The sequence below is a fragment of the Miniimonas sp. S16 genome (assembly GCF_057748195.1).
This window is the reverse complement of sequence record NZ_CM173242.1, coordinates 438,303-456,202: the sequence shown is the minus strand read 5'-3', so window position 1 is coordinate 456,202 and position 17,900 is coordinate 438,303. Positions and strand designations below refer to the sequence as shown.

Sequence of the window (17,900 nt, the reverse complement as noted above, 5' to 3'; positions counted from 1 at the left end):
CGCCGTCGGGAGCGGCAGGCTGCCCGCGGCGGTGGTTCGGCGCGGGGGAGTGCGTCAGGGCAGCAGCACGACCTGCGCCGCGAACGCCATCCCCGCGCCGAAGCCGATCTGCAGCGCGACCTGACCCGAGCGGGCCTGGCCCTCGCGGAGCAGGCGCTCGGTGGCGAGCGGGATGGAGGCGGCCGAGGTGTTCCCGGTCTCCACGATGTCCCGCGCGACCACGACGTCCTCGCGCAGCCCGAGGGTCTTCACGAGCTGGTCGGTGATCCGCAGGTTCGCCTGGTGCGGGACGAACACGTCGATGTCGGCCATCGTGAGCCCGGCCGCCTCGACCGCGCGGCGGGCGATGTCCGGGACGTTCGTGATGACCCACTTGAAGACGCTCGGCCCGTTCTGGCGCAGGGTGGGCCACGTGCCGCCCTGGATGTCCGCGGGCGTGTCGTTCCCGGTGCCCTCGCGCAGGTTGAGCCAGCTGTCGGTCTGGTAGATGTGGCCGGCGAGCGAGCCGTCGGCGCCCCAGACGGTCGGCCCGATCCCGGGCACGTCGGCGGGACCCACGACGGCCGCACCGGCGCCGTCGCCCAGCAGGAACGAGATCGACCGGTCGGTCGGGTCGATGAAGTCGCTCATCCGCTCGACGCCGATCACGAGCACCTTGCGCGCCTGACCCGAGCGCACGAGCGCGTCGGCCTGGCCGATGCCGTAGCAGTAGCCGGCGCACGCCGCGGACACGTCGTACGCCGCCGCGGGGGTGGCGCCGATCGCGTCGGCCACGCGGGCCGCCAGGGCCGGGGTCTGCTCGAAGTAGGTGACCGTCGACAGGAGGACGACGTCGAGCTCGTCCGGCGTCGTGCCGGCCATCTCGAGCGCCTCGTTCGCGGCCGCGACCGCCATGTCGAGGATCGTGGTGCTCTCCGCAGCGCGGCGGCGCGTCACGATGCCGGTGCGCTGGCGGATCCACTCGTCGCTGGAGTCGATCGGCGCGATGATCTCGTCGTTCGGCACCACGCGTTCGCCGCGGAAGCCACCGATCCCGAGGATGCGGGTCCCGGCGACCGGCTGGATCGAGGTGAGCTGGGTCATGCGTCTCCCTTGCGTCCCGTCTGTGGGGTCTCGGTCCGGCTCAGCGCGTGCTCGGCGACGAGCTCGGCCGCGGCCCCGAGGTCGTCCGGACTCTTGATGGCCACGCGGGCCACGTCGGGCAGCGTACGCCGGGCCAGCCCTGTGAGGACGCCGCCGGGCGCGAGCTCGAGGACCGCGGTCACGCCCCGCTCGGCGAGCGTCGCCTGGCACAGGTCCCAGCGCACGGGCGAGGTGATCTGACGCGCAATCCTCGCGAGGGCGTCGTGCCGGTCGGTCACGACCTCGCCGTCGGCGTTCGACAGCAGCGGGAGCACCGGGTCGGTGGCCTCCCACGACGCGGCGACGGCCGCGAACGCGGTGCCGGCGCTCGCCATGAGGGGGGTGTGGAAGGCGCCGGCCACCTGCAGCGGCACGACGCGCGCCTTGGCGGGCGGTGCGGCCACGAGTGCGGCGATCGCCTCGTGCGTCCCGGCGGCGACGACCTGCCCGCCGCCGTTGACGTTCGCGGGCCACGCGCCGGCGGCCTCGATGGCGGCGGCGACCTCGTCCGGGTCGCCGCCGAGCACCGCCGCCATGCCGGACGGGTTCTCGGCGGCCGCGCTCGCCATGAGGCGCGCCCGCTCGCCGACGAGCGCGACGGCGGAGGCGTCGGTCAGCACGCCAGCCACCGCGGCCGCGGCGAGCTCGCCCACGGAGTGCCCGGCGGCGACGTCGGCGACGTCGGTCGCCGTGGCGTCCAGGCGCGCGAGCAGCTGACGGAAGGAGAGCAGGGACGCCGCGACGATGAGGGGCTGCGCGATCGCGGTGTCGCGGATGGTGTCCGCGTCGGAGACGGTGCCGTGCGCGAGGAGGTCGACACCGGCCGCCTCGGCGAGCTCGCCGAGCTGGTCGGCGACGCCGGGCAGCTCCAGCCAGGGCGCGAGCATGGCGGGGGTCTGGGCGCCCTGTCCGGGCGCGAGGATGGCGAGCACCAGGCAAGCATGCCGTCTCGGGAAGGCCGCAACGGGTCACGGCGCGGACGAAGGCGCCGCGGGCTCTTTGTAGGAAACCTACGGAGTCACCGAGGGGCGCGCGACCGGCGTCCGCCCCAGCCGACCGACCACGAGGGCCACCTGGAGCACGAACCCCTCGCGCGCGTCAGTGGCGTCCCAGCCCGTCACCTGGGTCACCCGGCGCAGCCGGTAGCGGACCGTGTTGGGGTGCACGAACAGGGCCCGGGCGGCGGCCTCGAGCGAGCGGCCGGAGTCCAGGTAGGCGCCGAGCGTCTCCACCAGCGGGCCGGCCGCGGCCTCCAGCGGGGCGACGATCTCCTCACCCAGCGTGCGCGCCGCCTCGGCGTCGCCGCCGAGCAGCCGCTCGGGCAGCAGGTCGTGCGCGGCCGCGGGCCGCGGCGCGCCCGGCCAGCCCGGTGCGGCGGCCAGGCCCGCGAGGGCGACCCGCGCGGAGTGGCCCGCGCGCATGACGTCGTCGACCGGCGGGCCGAGCACCACCGGGCCGGGTCCGAGCAGGGGGAGCAGGGCGTCGGCCGCCGCCCGCAGCGGGCCGGGGCCGCCCATGATGACGATGGCGCGGTTGCCGTGCAGACCGACCAGAGCGTCGCCCGCGGCCCGGCGCGCCGCGCGCCGCAGGTCCGACGCGATGCCCTCGTGCACGGGCGACTCCACGGTCCCGACCACCGCCATCACCTGGCCTGTGCCCGCCCAGCCGAGCGTCGCGACGCGGCTGCGCAGGTTGTCGTCGTCGTCACCGCGCAGCATCGCGTCGACCGTGAGGGCCTCGGTGCGCGCGTCCCAGGCGCCGCGGGCCTCGGCGGCCCGGGCGTAGACCTCGGCCGCGGAGAACGCGACCTCGCGGGAGTAGACGAGCACGGCCTCGCGCAGCTCCGACTCGCCCGCGGGCGTGGCGATCTCACCCGTGTGCGCCTCGACCACCTCGACGATGAGGCGGACGAGCGCGAGCGCGTGCTGCAGCGAGATGGACCGGATGAGCTCCGGCGGCGCGGCGCGGAAGATCTCGGCCGCGTTGTACGTGGTGGGCGCCGGGTTCTCGTACCAGTCGATGAACGCGGTGATGCCGGAGGAGGCCACCACGCCGATCCACGACCGGTCGTCGGCCGGGAGGGCGCGGTACCAGGCGGCCTCGGCGTCCAGGCGGCGCGTCGCGGCGGCCGTGAGCATCGCGGTGCGCTGGCGCAGGCGGGCGATCGTCTCCGGGTCGGCGCGCCTTCTCACGCGCCGAGGATACTGCCGCCGTGTCGTCACCGGCGCCCGCCTGTTGTAGAGGAGGCACAAGGACGGGTGGGCCGCGCGGCCGGGCGAGGCACGCCGTCGGGCCGGGTGCGGCCTCGGCGGACGCGGGTGCGGACGGGCAGAGCGGGGGTAGCACCCGTGCCGGTTCGCCAGGATCCCGATATGGTCAAGAAATGGCATTGATGAGCTGGTTGCGACGACTCGCCGAGCGGCACGATCCCGAGGGCGCGAAGAAGACGCTCACGCACCGCGAGACGACCCCCCGCGAGGACGAGCTGCGGGCCGTGCTCGCGGCCGACCCCAACGACGAGGACGCGTTCGACGCGCTCGTCGAGATCGTGCGCGAGCGCGCGGACGAGGGCACGCAGCCCGACCCGCTCGTCGCCGAGCACGTCGACCCGCAGGTGCGGCAGAACCACGCCGTGTGGGCGCTGGCCGAGGAGCTCGCGGGCCAGCCCCGCGCCTGGCTGCCGCTCATCGTGCTCGCCCGGCTCTCGCTCGGCTCGGACCACGAGGCCGCGATGCGTCGGCTCAGCCTCGCGTGCGAGCGCGAGACCACCGGGCTCGCCCTCACGCACGCCGTCGCGATGCTGCGCGACGCCGGCGCCTCCGCCGAGGCGATCGCCTTCGGCGTGGCGCACTGGGAGCTCGCGAGCCGCGACGTCGAGGCCGGCCGCGAGATCGTGCTCGCCGCGCTGGAGTCCGGCCGGGTCGCCGAGGCGCGGCGCCTGCTCGACTCGCTGCTGGAGTCCTCCGGCTCGCCCCGCCTCGACGACGTCGAGGACCTCGTGGCCTACGCGGAGAAGGAGCAGCAGGCCTGACGCACCCGCACCCGCACTAGCACGACGTACGACGGCGAAGGGGCGCCTCCCGCTCGGGAGGCGCCCCTTCGCCGTCGTGTGCGTGCGATGTGGTGCGTGCGATGTGGTGAGCCGGGAGGCTCAGGCGTCCCCACCCGCGGAGCCGGTGCGACCCGCGGTCACGTCGAGCAGCTGGTAGCGCTCCACGGCCTGCGCCGGCACCGACCGGTCGATCTCGCCGCGGCGGGCGAGCGTCTGCAGCGCCTTGGCGACCAGCGAGTGGCTGTCGATGAGGAAGTGGCGCCGCACGGCCGGGCGGGTGTCGGACAGGCCGAACCCGTCGGCGCCGAGCACCGCGTAGTCGCCGGGCACCCACTGCCGGATCTGGTCGGCCACGAGGTGGTCGTAGTCCGACGTCGCGACGAACGGGCCGCCCGCACCCTGCAGCTTCTGCGTGAGGTAGGGCACGCGCGGCTCGCGGTCGGGGTGCACGAACGCCTCCCGGTCGGCGGCCAGGGCCTCGCGGCGCAGCTCCGACCACGAGGTCACCGACCACACGCCGGCCCGCACGCCCCACTCCTCGGCGAGGATCTGGCGCGCCTCGAGCGCCCACGGCACGGCCACGCCGGAGGCGAGGAGCTGCACCTGCGGTCCCTCGCCGTCGGGCGCCGCGAGCTGGTAGATGCCGCGCAGGATGCCCTCGACGTCGACGTTCTCCGGCTCGACCGGCTGCAGCATCGGCTCGTTGTAGACCGTGAGGTAGTAGATGACGTTGCGGTCGCGCTCGCCGGGCAGGAGACCCTGCGCGCCGTCCGGTCCGAACATCCGCTCGAGGCCGTCGCGCACGATGTGCCGGATCTCGTAGCCGTAGGCCGGGTCGTAGTGCACCACCGCCGCGTTGGTCCCCGCGAGCAGGGGGGAGTGGCCGTCGGCGTGCTGAAGGCCCTCGCCGGTCAGCGTGGTCCGCCCGGCCGTGGCGCCGACGAGGAAGCCGCGGGTCATCTGGTCCCCGGCCGCCCAGAACTGGTCGCCCGTGCGCTGGAAGCCGAACATCGAGTAGTAGATGTAGAACGGCACGAGGACCTCGCCGTGCGTGGCATAGGACGTGCCGACGGCCTGGAACGCGGAGGCCGAGCCGGCCTCGTTGATCCCGGTGTGCATGATCTGCCCGGCCTCGGCCTCCTTGTAGCTCAGCATGAGCTCGCGGTCCACCGGGAGGTAGTTCTGGCCGAGGGTGTTGAAGATCTTCGCGCTCGGGAAGATCGAGTCCAGGCCGAACGTGCGGGCCTCGTCGGGGATGATCGGCACGATCCGCTTGCCGAACTCCTTGTCCTTGACGAGGTCCTTGAACAGCCGGACGAACGCCATCGTGGTGGCGACCTCCTGCTGGCCCGAGCCCTTCGCGAGCAGCGCGTAGGTCTTGTCGCCGGGCAGCGTGACGGGCTTGTGCTCCGAGCGGCGCTCGGGCACGAAGCCGCCGAGCGTGCGTCGGCGCTCCATCATGTACTCGATCTCCGGGGCTTCGAAGCCGGGGTGGAAGTACGGCGGGAGGTAGGGGTTCTCCTCCAGCTGGGCGTCGGTGAGCGGGATGTCGAGCGCGTCGCGCAGGAGCTTGGCGTCCTCCGGCTTGAGCTTCTTCATCTGGTGCGTCGCGTTGCGCGCGGCGAAGTGCGGGCCGAGCCCGTAGCCCTTCACGGTGTGCGCGAGGATCACCGTCGGCGCGCCGACGTGCGAGGTCGCGGCCTTGTAGGCGGCGTAGATCTTGCGGGTGTCGTGGCCGCCGCGCTTCATCGCCCAGATGGTGTCGTCGGACAGGTCGGCCACCATCTCCTTGGTGCGCGGGTCGCGCCCGAAGAAGTGCTCGCGGATGAACGCACCCGACTCCGCCTTGAAGGTCTGGTAGTCGCCGTCGGTCGTGGTGGACATGAGGTCGACGAGCGCGCCGTCGGTGTCCTTGGCGAGCAGGTCGTCCCACTCGCGGCCCCAGACGACCTTGATGACGTTCCAGCCGGCGCCGCGGAAGAAGCCCTCGAGCTCGGTGATGATGCTGCCGTTGCCACGGACCGGGCCGTCGAGGCGCTGCAGGTTGCAGTTCACCACGAACGTGAGGTTGTCCAGCTTCTGGTTCGCGGCGTGCTGGAGGAGACCGCGCGACTCCGGCTCGTCCATCTCGCCGTCGCCGAGGAAGGCCCAGACGCGCTGCTCGGAGGTGTCCTTGATGCCGCGCAGGTGCAGGTAGCGGTTCGTCCACGCCTGGTAGATCGCACTCGCGGGGCCCAGACCCATCGAGACGGTGGGGAACTCCCAGAAGTCCGGCATGAGCCGGGGGTGCGGGTAGGACGGCAGGCCGCCCGCGGGGTGGGAGAGCTCCTGGCGGAAGCCGTCGAGCCGGTCCGCGGAGAGGCGACCCTCGAGGAACGCGCGGGCGTACATGCCGGGGGAGGCGTGGCCCTGGAAGTAGACGGAGTCGCCGCCCCCGGGGTGGTCCTTGCCGCGGAAGAAGTGGTTGAGGCCGACCTCGTAGAGCGTGGCCACCGACGCGTAGGAGGAGATGTGGCCGCCGACGGCGACCCCCGGGCGCTGCGCCCGCGTCACCATGACCGCGGAGTTCCACCGCAGGTAGTCGCGGTAGCGGTTCTCGACCTCCTCGTCGCCGGGGAACTCGGGCTCGTCCTCGGGGTCGATCGTGTTGATGTGCGGGGTCGTCACGACGCCGGGCACCTGGAGGCCACGCTGCGTCGCGTGTCCCAGGACGGCGTGCACGACGTCGGCGGCGTGGTCCTCACCGCGGGCGTGGACGAGGGCGTCGAGGGACTCGATCCACTCCTGGCGCTCCTCGGCGTCGTCGGCGTCGAGCGAGACGGAGTCGGCTGTGGTCACAGACGTGCGCTCCTTCAGCATCAGGGCCCGCGCGCGTGGCAGGGGCCGCCATCGGACCCGTGAGTACCGGGCCTGCGGGCGCGGGACCGCGTGGGTCGGGCGCCTTGCACAGCCTATCCAGCGCGGGACGGCCTCGCGGGCTGGCAACCGGGGCCCGGCGGCCCGACGGCGCGTTCCCACCTGCGCGAAGGGCGCGTGCGGGCGGTAGTCTCGCGGGCACACCCTGCTGGACACGGCGCGGTGGCGTGACGAACACCACCGTGACGCACGGCATGACCTCCATCACGAAGGGACAGAAGGCGTGGCATCGACCAGCGACCCGGGCGTCGAGGGAACCCGGTTCGGGTTCCGCACCGGGCAGGTGATCCAGGAGTGGGGCTACGACGACGACGTCGACGAGGACGTCCGTGACGCGCTCGAGGGACTCGGGATCGAGCTCGTCGACGAGGACTACGGCGACGTCACGGACTCCGCCATCGTGTGGTGGCGCTCGGGCGACGGCGACTCCACCGATCTCGAGGACCTCCTGGTCGACGTCTCGAGCGCACTCGACGACGGCGGCCTGATCTGGGTGCTCGTGCCCAAGGCGGGTGCGCACGGCCATGTCCGCCCCGCGGAGATCGGCGAGGCCGCGCGCACCGCGGGCCTGCAGACCACCACCTCGATCGCGGCCGCGCCCGCCTGGCTCGGGGTGCGCCTCGTCGCCAAGGGTCGCGGGCGCTGACGCCGCCGCTGACGAGGGCGCCCTCGTTCACGCTGGCGCTGCCCTACGGCGCCGCGCTGACCGAGCGCGACCTGCGCGGCCGGCCCGCGCTCCTGCTGTTCGTGCCGGGCGCCTTCACGCCCGTGTGCACGCGCGAGGTGGTCGCGCATGCCGCGGCGTTCGGCGCTCCCGCGTCGGCCACGAGTCCGAGCCCGGCCCCACCCGTCCGGCTCGTCGTCGTTTCGTGCGACTCGCCCGCCACGCTCGCCGCGTGGCGCACCGCGCTCGAGTTTCCCGACGGCATCGACCTCGCCTCGGACTTCTGGCCGCACGGCTCGGTCACGACCGCGTTCGGCGCCTTCGACGAGGCCCGTGGCACACCGCGTCGGCGCACCGTGCTGCTCGACGGCGCGGGCGCGGTCCGGTGGACCACGACCAGCCCCGGCGGGGTCGAGCGCGACGTGGCCGAGGCGCAGCGCGCCGTCGCCGCGCTCACGGGGTAGCGTGCCAGCGTGAGCGTCCCCGTCCTCCCGCCCGGCGACCGCCCGCTCCCCGCGTTCCCCGAGAGGTCGCGCAAGGTTCGCTCGGGCGCCGCAGCCGGCGCACCGGTCGGCGACGCCGCGACGCCGTACGAGCGGCTGCCCCGGACCCTCGCGCGCTGGTCGTGGTGGCGGATGCTGCTGGCCCTGGTCGCCGCAGGCGGCCTGTTCGTGGCGCTGCAGACGCTCGTGTTCGGCGTCGGGCTCATGCTGTCGGTGCTGCGCGGGGACGTGCAGCTCACCGACGCGGGCCTGTTCGACTGGCTGAACCGGCTGGTCACCCTGGACGCGGCCCGGCCGCTCGACCTCGCGATCACACTGCTCTCGCTCGGCGTCATCATCCCGAGCGTCTACCTGGGGCTGCGGATCGTGGGGTTCGTGCCGACGGGACACGTCGCCTCGGTCGCCTACCGGCTGCGGTGGGGCTGGCTGCGCCGGTGCGCGCTCGTCGCCGGCGCGACGATCGTCGTCTCGCTCGGCGGCAGCCTGCTGCTCTCGCTCGCGTTCGGCGAGGAGCTCACGCCGGCCTGGACACCCTGGCCCACGCTCGTGGCGAGCGTGCTAGTCGTCGTGCTGCTCGTGCCGTTCCAGGCCGCTGCCGAGGAGTACGCGTTCCGCGGACTTCTGGTGCAGGCGCTCGGCTCCTGGCTGCCGCGGCGCTGGTGGTCGCGCGTGCTCGTCGTGGCGATCCCGACCGCGCTGTTCGTGGCCGGGCACGTGTACGACCCGTGGGGTTTGGCGGACGTCGGGACGTTCGCCCTCGCCGCGATGTGGCTCACGCTGCGCACCGGTGGCCTCGAGGCGGCCATCGCGCTGCACGTCGCGAACAACGTGGGCATCTGCCTCATGCTCGCCTCCGGGGTGCTGGGCTCGACGGCGCAGTCCGACGAGGGCGGCTCGCTCACCGGGGTCCTCATCACCGCGATCACGTCGTTCCTCTACTGCTGGGTGGTCGAGGTGCTCGCGAACCGCACCGGGCTGCAGCGGCGCTCGCCGTGGCCCGAGCACGGCGCGACGACGCCGCTGCCCGTCCCGGTGCCGCCGCCGTACGCGACTGCTCCCGCGCCGGCCGGTGCGGCGGGGTACCCGACGCGCGACCGTTAGGCTGGTCCGCCGTCGGGCCTATAGCTCAGCTGGTCAGAGCGCCGCGCTTACACCGCGGAGGTCGGGGGTTCGAGCCCCTCTGGGCCCACCGGCGCAAGACCCGGGCGGTTCGCCCCTCGCCACGCTCGCGTTCGCAGGGTCCACACACACCGTCGGCGAGGAGACGCCATGGCCGCCACGTCAACGCCGTCGTCGGTCGACCACGTGTCCACTCGGAGGTGGGACGCCTGCGCGAGGTGCTGGTGTGCGCGCCGGGGCTCGACCACGAGCGTCTCACGCCGAGCAACTCTGACGACCTGCTCTTCGACGACGTGCTGTGGGTCGAGGCGGCGCAGCGGGACCACCTCGACTTCGTGGACAAGCTGACGGACCGCGGTGTTGAGGTCATGGAGCTTCACGACCTGCTGGCGCAGACGCTGGCGCTTGCTGAGGCGAAGGCATGGTTCCTGGATCGCGCGGTCGTGCCCAACAAAGTCGGTCTGGGTCTGGTGGAAGGTACCCGCGCCTACCTCAACTCCCTCTCCGAGCGCGAGCTTGCGCGCTTCGTCGTGGGTGGCCTCGCGACGACGGATCTGCCCGCCGACTACCGCGCCGACTACGCCACCGTCGAACGCGAGTCGACCGGCGGGTCCGAGTTCCTGCTACCGCCGCTGCCCACCCTCTACACGCGGGACACCACCTGCTGGATCTGAGGCGGCGTGACGCTGAACCCGCTGTACTGGCCGGCGCGCCAGGACGAGACCCTGCTGATGACGGCGATCTACACGTTCCACCCGGAGTACCGGGACTCGAGGGTGTGGTGGGGCGATCCGGAGCAGGACAGGGTGCAGGCCACGCTCGAGGGCGGCGACGTCATGCCCGTCGGCAACGCGACCGTCCTCGTGGGCATGAGCGAGAGGACCTCGCGGCAGGCGATCACGCAGCTCGCGAGGGCGCTGTTCGACGCCGGGGCTGCGGAACGGGTCGTCGTGGCGGGGATGCCCCGGTTTCGCGCCGCGATGCACCTCGACACCGTGTTCACGTTCGCCGACCGGGATCTGGTCACCGTGCACCCCGCGATCGTCGACGGCATCCACGCGTTCACCTTGCGTCCCTCGGACACAGCACCCGGCGTGGAGGTCACGGACGAGGGCGACACTGCCTTCGTCGACGTGGTGGCCCGCGCGCTCGAGCTGCCCACGCTGCGCGTCGTGACGACGGCGGGCGACGTCTACGCATCGGAGCGCCAGGGTTGGGACTCCGGGGAACAACGCCATCGCCGTCGAGCCCGGCGTCGTGTTCACCTACGACCGGAACACCTTGACCAACGCCGCGCTGCGCCGGGCCGGCGTCGAGGTGATCACCATCGTCGGCGCCGAGCTGGGCCGGGGCAGCGGGGGCGGTCACTGCATGACCTGCCCGATCGCTCGGGACCCGCTGGACTGACCCGCCTGCGCTCGCCGCCCTGGCGAGGTCAGCGCCTGAAGAGGCGAGCCAGGAAGCCGGTCGGGGTGCTCTGCGAGGCGGTGCAGGCGTGTCCGGCGCACCACTGCGCGGCCGGGACGGTGCGCCTGACGTCGGCGACGTGCTGGCCGCAACCGGCCCACGTGGTCTTCCCACAGGTTCGACAGGTGACGGCGCGGCACATGGGGGCTCCTTCGGAGGAGGTCGGGTGGCGGGTGGGCGTGACGAGTCAGGCGAGCGTGAGGAAGAGCTTCTCGAGTTCCTCGGTGGTGAGGCCGTCGACCTCGCGCTCACCGTCGGGCGACGCGACGCAGTCCTTCATGGCGGTCGCGATGATGGTGAACCCCGCCCGGTCGAGCGCGGCGGACACGGCCGCGAGCTGGGTGACCACGTCGCGGCACGAGCCGCCGTTCTCGACCGCGTCGATCACGGCGTTGAGCTGCCCGCGGGCGCGCCGCAGGCGGTTGAGGGCGCGACGCTGAGCGTCAGGATCAGGGCTGGAAGGCACGGCGGGCTTCAGGGGTTGAGGTGTCAGGCACCGACGGGCACGAGGACGGCGCGGGGACGTGGAGGACGTCGTCAGCGGCGTCGCCGAGGACGGCACGCAGCGTCAGCATGCCCCCGGACAGGGAGGCAGAGTCGAACCCGGACTGTGCGAGTACGCGGTGCGCGATCGCCGAGCGCACGCCCGAGGCGCACAACACCCGAACCGGCCGCCCTGCGGCCGCGCCCCGCACCTCGTCCAGGCGAGCCCGCAGCTCGGTGTGCGGGACGTTGAGCGAGCCGGGCAGGTGCCCGGTGGTGTACTCGGCCGTGCTGCGCACGTCGAGCACGAGCGCGGTCTCCCGGACCTCGGGCAGATCCTCGCTGTACCAGAGGCGAAGGGTGCCGTCGAGCACGTTCGTCGCGACCATCCCGGCGAGGTTGACGGCGTCCTTGGCCTGTCCGTACGGCGGGGAGTACGCGAGGTCGAGGTCGATGAGGTCGCCCGCGTCGAGGCCGGCCCTGATGGCGGTAGCGAGCACGTCGATCCGACGGTCGACGCCGTCGGTGCCCACCGCCTGGGCGCCGAGCAGGCGACCGCCGTCCTGGGCGACGTGTACGACGAGGTGGATCGGGTCGGCGCCGGGGAAGTATCCGGCGTGCTGCAGCGGGTGCAGATGGAGCGTGCGGTGGGGCGTCCCGGCCCGGTCGAGCGCCGCCCGGTTCGCCCCGGTGATTGCCGCCGTCAGCCTTCCGACGCGCACGATCGCGGTCCCGACCGGACCGGAGATCGGTCGCGCGGAGCCCGGGCGCAGGATGTCGTCGGCGACGAGCCGTCCGGCACGGTTGGCGGGTCCGGCGAGCGGGACGGGCCGCCGGGCGCCGGTCACGGCGTCGGAGGACACGGTGGCGTCGCCGACCGCCCAGACGCCCGGCGCCGAGGTACGGCCGTGCTCGTCAACGATGATCGCGCCCGCCTCGCACGCGATGCCGGCCGCCTCGACGATCGCGGTGTCCGGGCGCACGCCGACCGACAGCACCACGAGGTCGGCGGGGACGCGGTGGCCGTCGGTCAGCACCACGACGTCCTCGTCGACACCCTGCTCGATCGCGGCGGCGCCCACGCCCACCCGGACGTTCACGCCGAGCTCGCGCAGCTCGGTCGTGACCAGGTGTGCGAGCTCGGGCTCGAGCGGGGGCAGCACGTGGTCGGCGAGCTCGACGACCGTCACGGCGAGGCCCCGCCGGGCCAGCGCCTCGGCCGCCTCGAGGCCGATGAAGCCCGCACCGAGCACGAGCGCGCGGCGTGCGCCGTCCTCGATGTCGCGCCGGAGCCCGACGGCGTCGCCCACGGTGCGCAGCGTGCGCACCCGGGGAGAGTCGAGCCCGTCGATCGGGGGGCGCACCGGACAGGCGCCGACGGCGAGCACGAGCGCGTCGAAGCCGACCTCGCTGGTGCCGCCCGCGGCACGCACGGTCACCGTGCGACGGACGGGGTCGAGCGCGACGACGTCGTGCCCCGTGCGCACGTCGAGGTCAAGCGCGGCCCTCAGGGAGCCCGGCGTCTGCACGAGCAGGCGGCCGGTGTCCTCGATCTCCCCGCCCACGTGGTACGGCAGGCCGCAACTCGCGTACGACACGAACGCCCCGCGCTCGAGCACGGTGATCTGCGCGGTCTCGTCGAGGCGCCGCGCGCGCGCCGCGCAGCTCATTCCGCCGGCAACGCCCCCCACGACGACGATCCTGGTTGGGCCACCGGCAGCGGTGGGCGCCTGAGCTGTCTTCGGTGCTTGCGTCACGGTCCGACTATACCCCACGGGGTATCGGGGTCGCCATGTGATCGGTGTGCACGCCCGGTATGTCTCCACCCGTAACCGGTCGTAACCCGGCGGACACATGCGGGCACCTAGCGTGAGGCCACGCGGCGCCACCGGTCCCGCGGGCGAGCGGAGGGAGCGGGGATGCTCGAGCACGTGGACCCGTTCATCGGGACCGCCGGCACCGACCTGCCGGCGCCCACCGGCCTGGCCGCCACCTGGTGGTGGCCCAAGCCGCAGGTCGGCAACACCCACCCGGGCGCCGCCTACCCGTTCGGCATGGTCTCCGCGTGCGCCTACTCCGGCGGGTACCCCACGGGGTACGGGCCGTACGAGCTCGGCACCGAGGGGCTGCCGGTCCCGTTCCTCGACGCGCACGTCGCCTCCGGCTTCACGCACTTCCAGCAGTCCGGGACCGGCGCGATCCGCAAGTACTACAACTACCTGCGGGTCACCCCGATGCTGCAGCGGCTGGACGACCTCGGCGAGACGTGGGAGATCCTCGAGGAGGAGGCAAGCCCCGGCTACTACCGCGCCCTGCTGTCCAGCGGCATCACGGCCGAGATCACGGTCGGCCCCAAGAGCGCGGTGCACCGGTACACGTTCCCTCGCCACCACGACGCCCGCGTCGTCGTGGACCTCTCCCACGGCGGGATCGAGGTGCCCTACGGCGCGACCGTGCCGCTGCGCGCCTCGCTGCAGTCCCACGGGCCCGGCGTCGCGAGCGGCGAGGTCGTGGTGGAGGGCGCACCGCTCGCGGTGCACTTCGAGGTCGACGCGCCGGGCATGCGCCAGCTGCTCTGGTACGACCGCCGCCTCATGCCCGGTGGGTCGCGCCTGGACTTCCACGACATCCGCCCGACGACGCTGCGCACCTTCGGCCTCATGTGGTCCGGCCCCACGGCGGCGGGCCAGGTGGTCGAGCTGCGGATGGGCTTCTCCCTGCGCGGCACGGACCAGGCGCGAGCCAACCTCGCGGCGGACTGCTCGCCGTCGGGCACCGTCGCGGGACCCGCGTTCGACTCGCGTCGCGCCGCGACCCGCGCCGCGTGGGCCCAGCACGTCGACGCGATCCGCGTCGACACACCGTCCACCGAGCGCCGCACGGTGTTCGCCACCGCGCTGTACCACTCGCTGCTCAAGCCCAGCTTCGCACCCGAGGAGAGCCCGTTCTGGCCGGCCTCGGGACCGTTCGTGTTCGACATCTCGACGATGTGGGACATGTACCGCACGCAGTTCCCGCTGATGACGCTGCTGCGGCCGGAGCGGTCCGTGGAGCTGGCCAACGCGCTGCTGCGGATCTGCGAGGAGGAGGGCAACTTCCCGATCGGCTACCGGATGGCGCGCGGCGCGGACCGGTTCTCCCGGCAGGCCAGCGCGCTGGCGCACACCCTCCTGGCCGACCTCTGCGCGCTCGGCCTGAGCGGCGTGGACTGGGACTGGGCGCTCGTGCACATGACGGCCGACCTGCGGCGCACCTACGGCGAGGAGTACCTGCTCGCCGGCATGACGCAGCCGGTCACCCACGTCCTGGACCTGGCGTTCGGCTACTGGTGCACCGCGCAGATCGCCGAGCACGTGGGCGACCGCGCGCTGCACGCGGAGATGGCGCGCTTCGCCGGCGGCTGGACGCGCGCGTTCGACCGCGCGACGGGGCTGCTGCGCGACTCGACGTTCTACGAGGGCACCACCTGGAACTACTCCTTCCGCCTCCTGCACGACATGGCGACCCGGATCGCGGGGGTCGGGGGCGACGCGGCGTTCGTCGCCCTGCTCGACACCTTCTTCGGCTACGGCGCGGACCCGGTCACGCAGCCCGGGCTGCGGCCCGGTCGTGCCGAGCTCGCCGCCGGGTACGCGCTGGGCCGCTTCGAGGGCCTCAACAACGAGCCCGACATGGACGCGCCGTGGGCCTACCTGTACGCCGGGCGACCGGACCGGACCGCGGAGGTGGTGCACGGCGTCGTGCACCAGATGTTCGGTCCCGGCCGCGGCGGCCTGCCCGGCAACGACGACTCCGGCGGCCTGTCCTCCTGGTACGTCTGGGCCGCGCTGGGCCTGTTCCCCGTCGCGGGCCAGAACCTCGTGCTGCTGCACCCGCCCTCGTTCGCCGAGGCCGAGGTCGACGTGCCCGGCGGCCTGCTCGCCCTGCGTACGCGCGGCTTCCGAGAACCCGAGCCGGGCGGTCCGGTGCAGTACGTCGAGGGCGTGACGCTCGACGGCGAGCCCCTGGACGCCGCGTACCTCACCGGCACGCGGCTGCACGCCGGCGGTGAGCTGGTGGTGAGCCTCAGCGACCGCCCGACGGCGTGGGGCACCACGACCCGCCCGCCCTCCACACCACTGACCGGCCCGGCGCCGGACTCCTGGCCGCCGCTGTGACCTACCGACCCTGATCGCACCGACCCCACCTGCCCGGCTCGACCGAAGGAGCCCGACATGACCGCACTGCTGGACCGCTACCGCCGCCTCGTCATCGTCGTCCGCGCCGACCCCGTCATCTGCGGCCACTCCGTGGAGGCGCGCAACCTCGCCGAGGCGGCGCTGCTGCGCGGCTTCACCGAGGTCCGGATCGTCACCTGGCCGCTGGACCGGCTCGAGGCCGCCGGCCTGCCGCTCAAGCCGCTCGAGCACCTCCTGCCCTACAGCGACGGCATCACGGTGGAGCGCCCCGAGCCCGTGGGGGACTACCGCGTGGTGGACGGGCGCTACACCGGCGGCGTGGTCGGCCGGCTCGTGGAGCTGTTCACCGACGGCGTGCCGACCATCTGCCTCTCGCTCTACCTCTCCCCGCACACGCTCGCGGTGCAGGAGGCCGTCACGGCCGCGCACCGCACCGGGCTCCCGGTCGACGTCCTCACCGTCGCCGAGGCGGTCGGCTCCGACATCACGAACGTGGTGCGCACCGCCGTCGCGCAGCAGCGCTACGGGGCGGCCGCGCACGTGCTGGGCACCTACCTCGCGAACGACTGCTGCGTGGCCGTCTCGGAGTACACCAAGGAGCTCATCGTGGCCGCGGCCGCCGAGGTGGACGCCGGCCTCGGGACGTCGTTCGCCGCGCGCTGCCAGGCGCAGGTCGGGATCTCCTACCCGGCGCTGGACACCGCGAGCTACCTGGGCGTCGACCCGGCCGGGGCCGGCGCGGTGCTCGCGCGGCGCGGCATCCCGGACGAGCCGTACGTGCTGTTCCTGTCCCGGCTCACCGAGGCCAAGGGAGTGCCGGACCTGCTCGAGGGCTACGCGCGCAGCGGGATCGCCGACCGGGTCCGGCTCGTCGTCGCCGGCCGCGGACCGCAGGAGGAGGAGATCGCGGCGCTCGCCGCGGCGTCACCGCTCGCCGGCCGCATCCACGTGCTCACCGACGTCGACGACGAGGAGAAGCCCGCGCTCATGGCCGGCTCGCGCGCGTTCTGCCTGCCCACGCTGCCGCGACCGGAGTTCGTCGAGACGTTCGGCATCGCCGTCGTGGAGAAGATGCTCGCGGGCGGCGGCCCCGTCATCACGACGACGACGGGTGGCGTGCCCGAGGCCGTGGGGGACACCGCGATGATCGTCGGCGTGCAGGATCCGGACGCGATCGCCGCGGCGCTCGCGGCCGCCGTCGCGCTCGAGGGCGACGAGCGCGAGGCGTGGGAGGCGCGGGCGCGGGACTACGCGCTCCAGTTCGACCGGGCGACAGTCCTGGACCGCATGCTCGGTCAGCTCGAGGTGGCCGTGGGGGAGACGGTCGCCGCCTGAGACCGCACGACGGCGGGGGCGCCACGTGCGCCCGGCGTCCCCGCTGCCGTGCCTCGGCTCACGGCCTCGCCAGCGCCTACAGCTCGCCGTCGGACACCGCGAACGTGTCGCAGGCCGCGAGGGAGCCCTGGTCGTGCCCCACGAGGAACCAGCGCTGGCGCTGCTCGGAGCTGCCGTGCGTCCACGTGTGGGGCGTCACCTGGCCCTGGAACGTCTCCTGGATGTGGTCGTCGCCCACGGCGGCGGCCGCCGAGAGCGCGTCCTCGATGTCCTGCCGCGTCGGCGGCTCGAGGTAGGTGACCCCGTTCTCGTCCTTCGTCTGCGACGCGCCGCGGACCCACATCCCGGCGTAGCAGTCGGCCTGCAGCTCCAGGCGCACGGAGTCCGACGTCGGTCCGGTCGCGCTCTGGTCGATCGTGCTCATCGTGCCGAGCTGGTTCTGGATGTGGTGACCGAACTCGTGCGCCACGACGTAGAGCTCGGCAAGCGGTCCGCCGCTCGCGCCGTAGCGGGACTGCAGCTCCTCGAAGAACGTGGTGTCGATGTACACGGTGCGGTCGGGCGGACAGTAGAACGGCCCGACGGCGGAGGTCGCCGCCCCGCACCCGGTGCTCGTCTGCCCGGTGAACAGCACGAAGTCGGGCAGCTCGTACTCGATGCCGGCCTGCTGCGGCAGGGTCGCGCCCCAGTAGTCGTCGAGCGAGAGGGCGGTGAACTCCATCCGGCAGGAGACGTCCTTGTTGGCGTCGGCGCCGGTGGTGCAGTCGGCGATCGACTCGCCCTCGGGGTTCTCGTACTCCGCCTGGTTCTGGCTCGTCAGGCCGGGGATGTCCAGCGTGCCGCCGCCACCGCCGCCGAGCACGTTCATGAGGATCAGCACGATGATGCCGACCACGCCGAGCCCGCCGCCGACGGCGACCCCACCGGTCCGCGCCCGGCTGCCACCCCCGCGGCGCACGCGGCCGCCCGAGCTGCTCGCGTTCGGGTTGAACGTCATGTCCCTCTCCTTCCTGATGACGGATGGGCCAGGCCCCTGTCGTGGAGGGTAGGCCCCGCCGCGG

General features: G+C 73.5%; 14 protein-coding genes, 1 tRNA gene and 1 pseudogene. 8 read left to right on the top strand and 8 right to left on the bottom strand.

Annotated features, from left to right (window positions below; all coding sequences use genetic code 11):
- Positions 1-54 precede the first annotated feature (54 nt).
- The 3 genes from AC3AQ1_RS02050 to AC3AQ1_RS02040 form a co-directional block, all read right to left on the bottom strand.
- On the bottom strand, positions 55-1,083 hold the full coding sequence (locus AC3AQ1_RS02050) for a beta-ketoacyl-ACP synthase III (RefSeq protein WP_108717627.1): 1,029 nt from the start codon (positions 1,081-1,083) through the stop codon (positions 55-57).
- The gene (locus AC3AQ1_RS02045; RefSeq protein ID WP_108717626.1) at positions 1,080-2,054 is read right to left on the bottom strand and encodes an ACP S-malonyltransferase; all 975 of its coding nucleotides are present in this window, start codon (positions 2,052-2,054) and stop codon (positions 1,080-1,082) included. Before AC3AQ1_RS02045 ends, AC3AQ1_RS02050 begins: the two co-directional genes overlap by 4 nt.
- 78 nt (positions 2,055-2,132) lie before the next feature.
- Entirely contained in the window at positions 2,133-3,314 is a 1,182-nt protein-coding gene (locus AC3AQ1_RS02040; protein WP_370445315.1) for a PucR family transcriptional regulator, read from the bottom strand.
- A gap of 191 nt (positions 3,315-3,505) precedes the next feature.
- On the opposite strand from AC3AQ1_RS02040, the gene AC3AQ1_RS02035 reads away from it, so the two are divergent.
- Entirely contained in the window at positions 3,506-4,153 is a 648-nt protein-coding gene (locus AC3AQ1_RS02035; protein ID WP_159096340.1) for a hypothetical protein, read from the top strand.
- A 120-nt stretch (positions 4,154-4,273) separates the two neighbouring features.
- Here the strand turns inward: AC3AQ1_RS02035 and aceE are convergent, their stop codons facing one another.
- Positions 4,274-7,033, bottom strand: a complete 2,760-nt coding sequence (gene aceE / locus AC3AQ1_RS02030; RefSeq protein ID WP_108717624.1) for a pyruvate dehydrogenase (acetyl-transferring), homodimeric type — start codon at positions 7,031-7,033, stop codon at positions 4,274-4,276.
- Positions 7,034-7,313: 280 nt separating this feature from the next.
- Here aceE and AC3AQ1_RS02025 point away from each other — a divergent pair, with 280 nt between their 5' ends.
- The 5 genes and pseudogenes from AC3AQ1_RS02025 (at position 7,314) to AC3AQ1_RS02005 (ending at position 10,783) form a co-directional block, all read left to right on the top strand.
- Positions 7,314-7,736: a DUF3052 domain-containing protein gene (locus AC3AQ1_RS02025; protein ID WP_108717623.1), complete on the top strand. Its 423-nt coding sequence runs from the start codon at positions 7,314-7,316 to the stop codon at positions 7,734-7,736.
- Positions 7,694-8,218: a redoxin domain-containing protein gene (locus AC3AQ1_RS02020; protein WP_234417900.1), complete on the top strand. Its 525-nt coding sequence runs from the start codon at positions 7,694-7,696 to the stop codon at positions 8,216-8,218. Before AC3AQ1_RS02025 ends, AC3AQ1_RS02020 begins: the two co-directional genes overlap by 43 nt.
- 9 nt (positions 8,219-8,227) lie before the next feature.
- A complete protein-coding gene (locus tag AC3AQ1_RS02015) occupies positions 8,228-9,358 on the top strand; it encodes a CPBP family intramembrane glutamic endopeptidase (RefSeq protein WP_108717621.1) in 1,131 nt (376 codons plus the stop codon).
- A 14-nt stretch (positions 9,359-9,372) separates the two neighbouring features.
- A tRNA-Val gene (locus tag AC3AQ1_RS02010) sits at positions 9,373-9,446 on the top strand.
- Positions 9,447-9,576: 130 nt separating this feature from the next.
- A pseudogene (locus AC3AQ1_RS02005) lies at positions 9,577-10,783 on the top strand (arginine deiminase).
- A 28-nt stretch (positions 10,784-10,811) separates the two neighbouring features.
- Here AC3AQ1_RS02005 and AC3AQ1_RS02000 read toward each other — a convergent pair.
- The 3 genes from AC3AQ1_RS02000 to AC3AQ1_RS01990 are packed head-to-tail and all read right to left on the bottom strand — an operon-like array spanning position 10,812 to position 12,996.
- Entirely contained in the window at positions 10,812-10,985 is a 174-nt protein-coding gene (locus AC3AQ1_RS02000) for a hypothetical protein (RefSeq protein WP_488301224.1), read from the bottom strand.
- A gap of 45 nt (positions 10,986-11,030) precedes the next feature.
- The gene (locus AC3AQ1_RS01995) at positions 11,031-11,309 is read right to left on the bottom strand and encodes a metal-sensitive transcriptional regulator (protein ID WP_108717620.1); all 279 of its coding nucleotides are present in this window, start codon (positions 11,307-11,309) and stop codon (positions 11,031-11,033) included.
- Positions 11,293-12,996 (bottom strand): FAD-dependent oxidoreductase, encoded by a 1,704-nt coding sequence (locus tag AC3AQ1_RS01990; protein ID WP_234417899.1) that lies wholly within the window; start codon positions 12,994-12,996, stop codon positions 11,293-11,295. Before AC3AQ1_RS01990 ends, AC3AQ1_RS01995 begins: the two co-directional genes overlap by 17 nt.
- A 249-nt stretch (positions 12,997-13,245) precedes the next feature.
- On the opposite strand from AC3AQ1_RS01990, the gene AC3AQ1_RS01985 reads away from it, so the two are divergent.
- Entirely contained in the window at positions 13,246-15,483 is a 2,238-nt protein-coding gene (locus AC3AQ1_RS01985; protein WP_108717618.1) for a glycoside hydrolase domain-containing protein, read from the top strand.
- 57 nt (positions 15,484-15,540) lie between these two features.
- Positions 15,541-16,839, top strand: coding sequence for a glycosyltransferase (locus AC3AQ1_RS01980; RefSeq protein ID WP_108717617.1), 1,299 nt, complete (start codon positions 15,541-15,543; stop codon positions 16,837-16,839).
- A gap of 76 nt (positions 16,840-16,915) precedes the next feature.
- On the opposite strand, the gene ypfJ is transcribed toward AC3AQ1_RS01980, so the two are convergent.
- Positions 16,916-17,836 (bottom strand): KPN_02809 family neutral zinc metallopeptidase, encoded by a 921-nt coding sequence (gene ypfJ, locus AC3AQ1_RS01975; protein WP_108717616.1) that lies wholly within the window; start codon positions 17,834-17,836, stop codon positions 16,916-16,918.
- Positions 17,837-17,900: the final 64 nt, after the last annotated feature.

Excerpts from the sequence above, each read along its gene's own strand:
- AC3AQ1_RS01980 (WP_108717617.1), top strand. The coding sequence starts at position 15,541 with ATGACCGCACTGCTGGACCGCTACCGCCGCCTCGTCATCGTCGTCCGC.
- ypfJ (WP_108717616.1), bottom strand. The coding sequence starts at position 17,836 with ATGACGTTCAACCCGAACGCGAGCAGCTCGGGCGGCCGCGTGCGCCGC.
- aceE (WP_108717624.1), bottom strand. The coding sequence starts at position 7,033 with ATGCTGAAGGAGCGCACGTCTGTGACCACAGCCGACTCCGTCTCGCTC.
- AC3AQ1_RS02050 (WP_108717627.1), bottom strand. The coding sequence starts at position 1,083 with ATGACCCAGCTCACCTCGATCCAGCCGGTCGCCGGGACCCGCATCCTC.
- AC3AQ1_RS02000 (WP_488301224.1), bottom strand. The coding sequence starts at position 10,985 with ATGTGCCGCGCCGTCACCTGTCGAACCTGTGGGAAGACCACGTGGGCC.
- AC3AQ1_RS01985 (WP_108717618.1), top strand. The coding sequence starts at position 13,246 with ATGCTCGAGCACGTGGACCCGTTCATCGGGACCGCCGGCACCGACCTG.
- AC3AQ1_RS01990 (WP_234417899.1), bottom strand. The coding sequence starts at position 12,996 with ATGAGCTGCGCGGCGCGCGCGCGGCGCCTCGACGAGACCGCGCAGATC.
- AC3AQ1_RS02035 (WP_159096340.1), top strand. The coding sequence starts at position 3,506 with ATGGCATTGATGAGCTGGTTGCGACGACTCGCCGAGCGGCACGATCCC.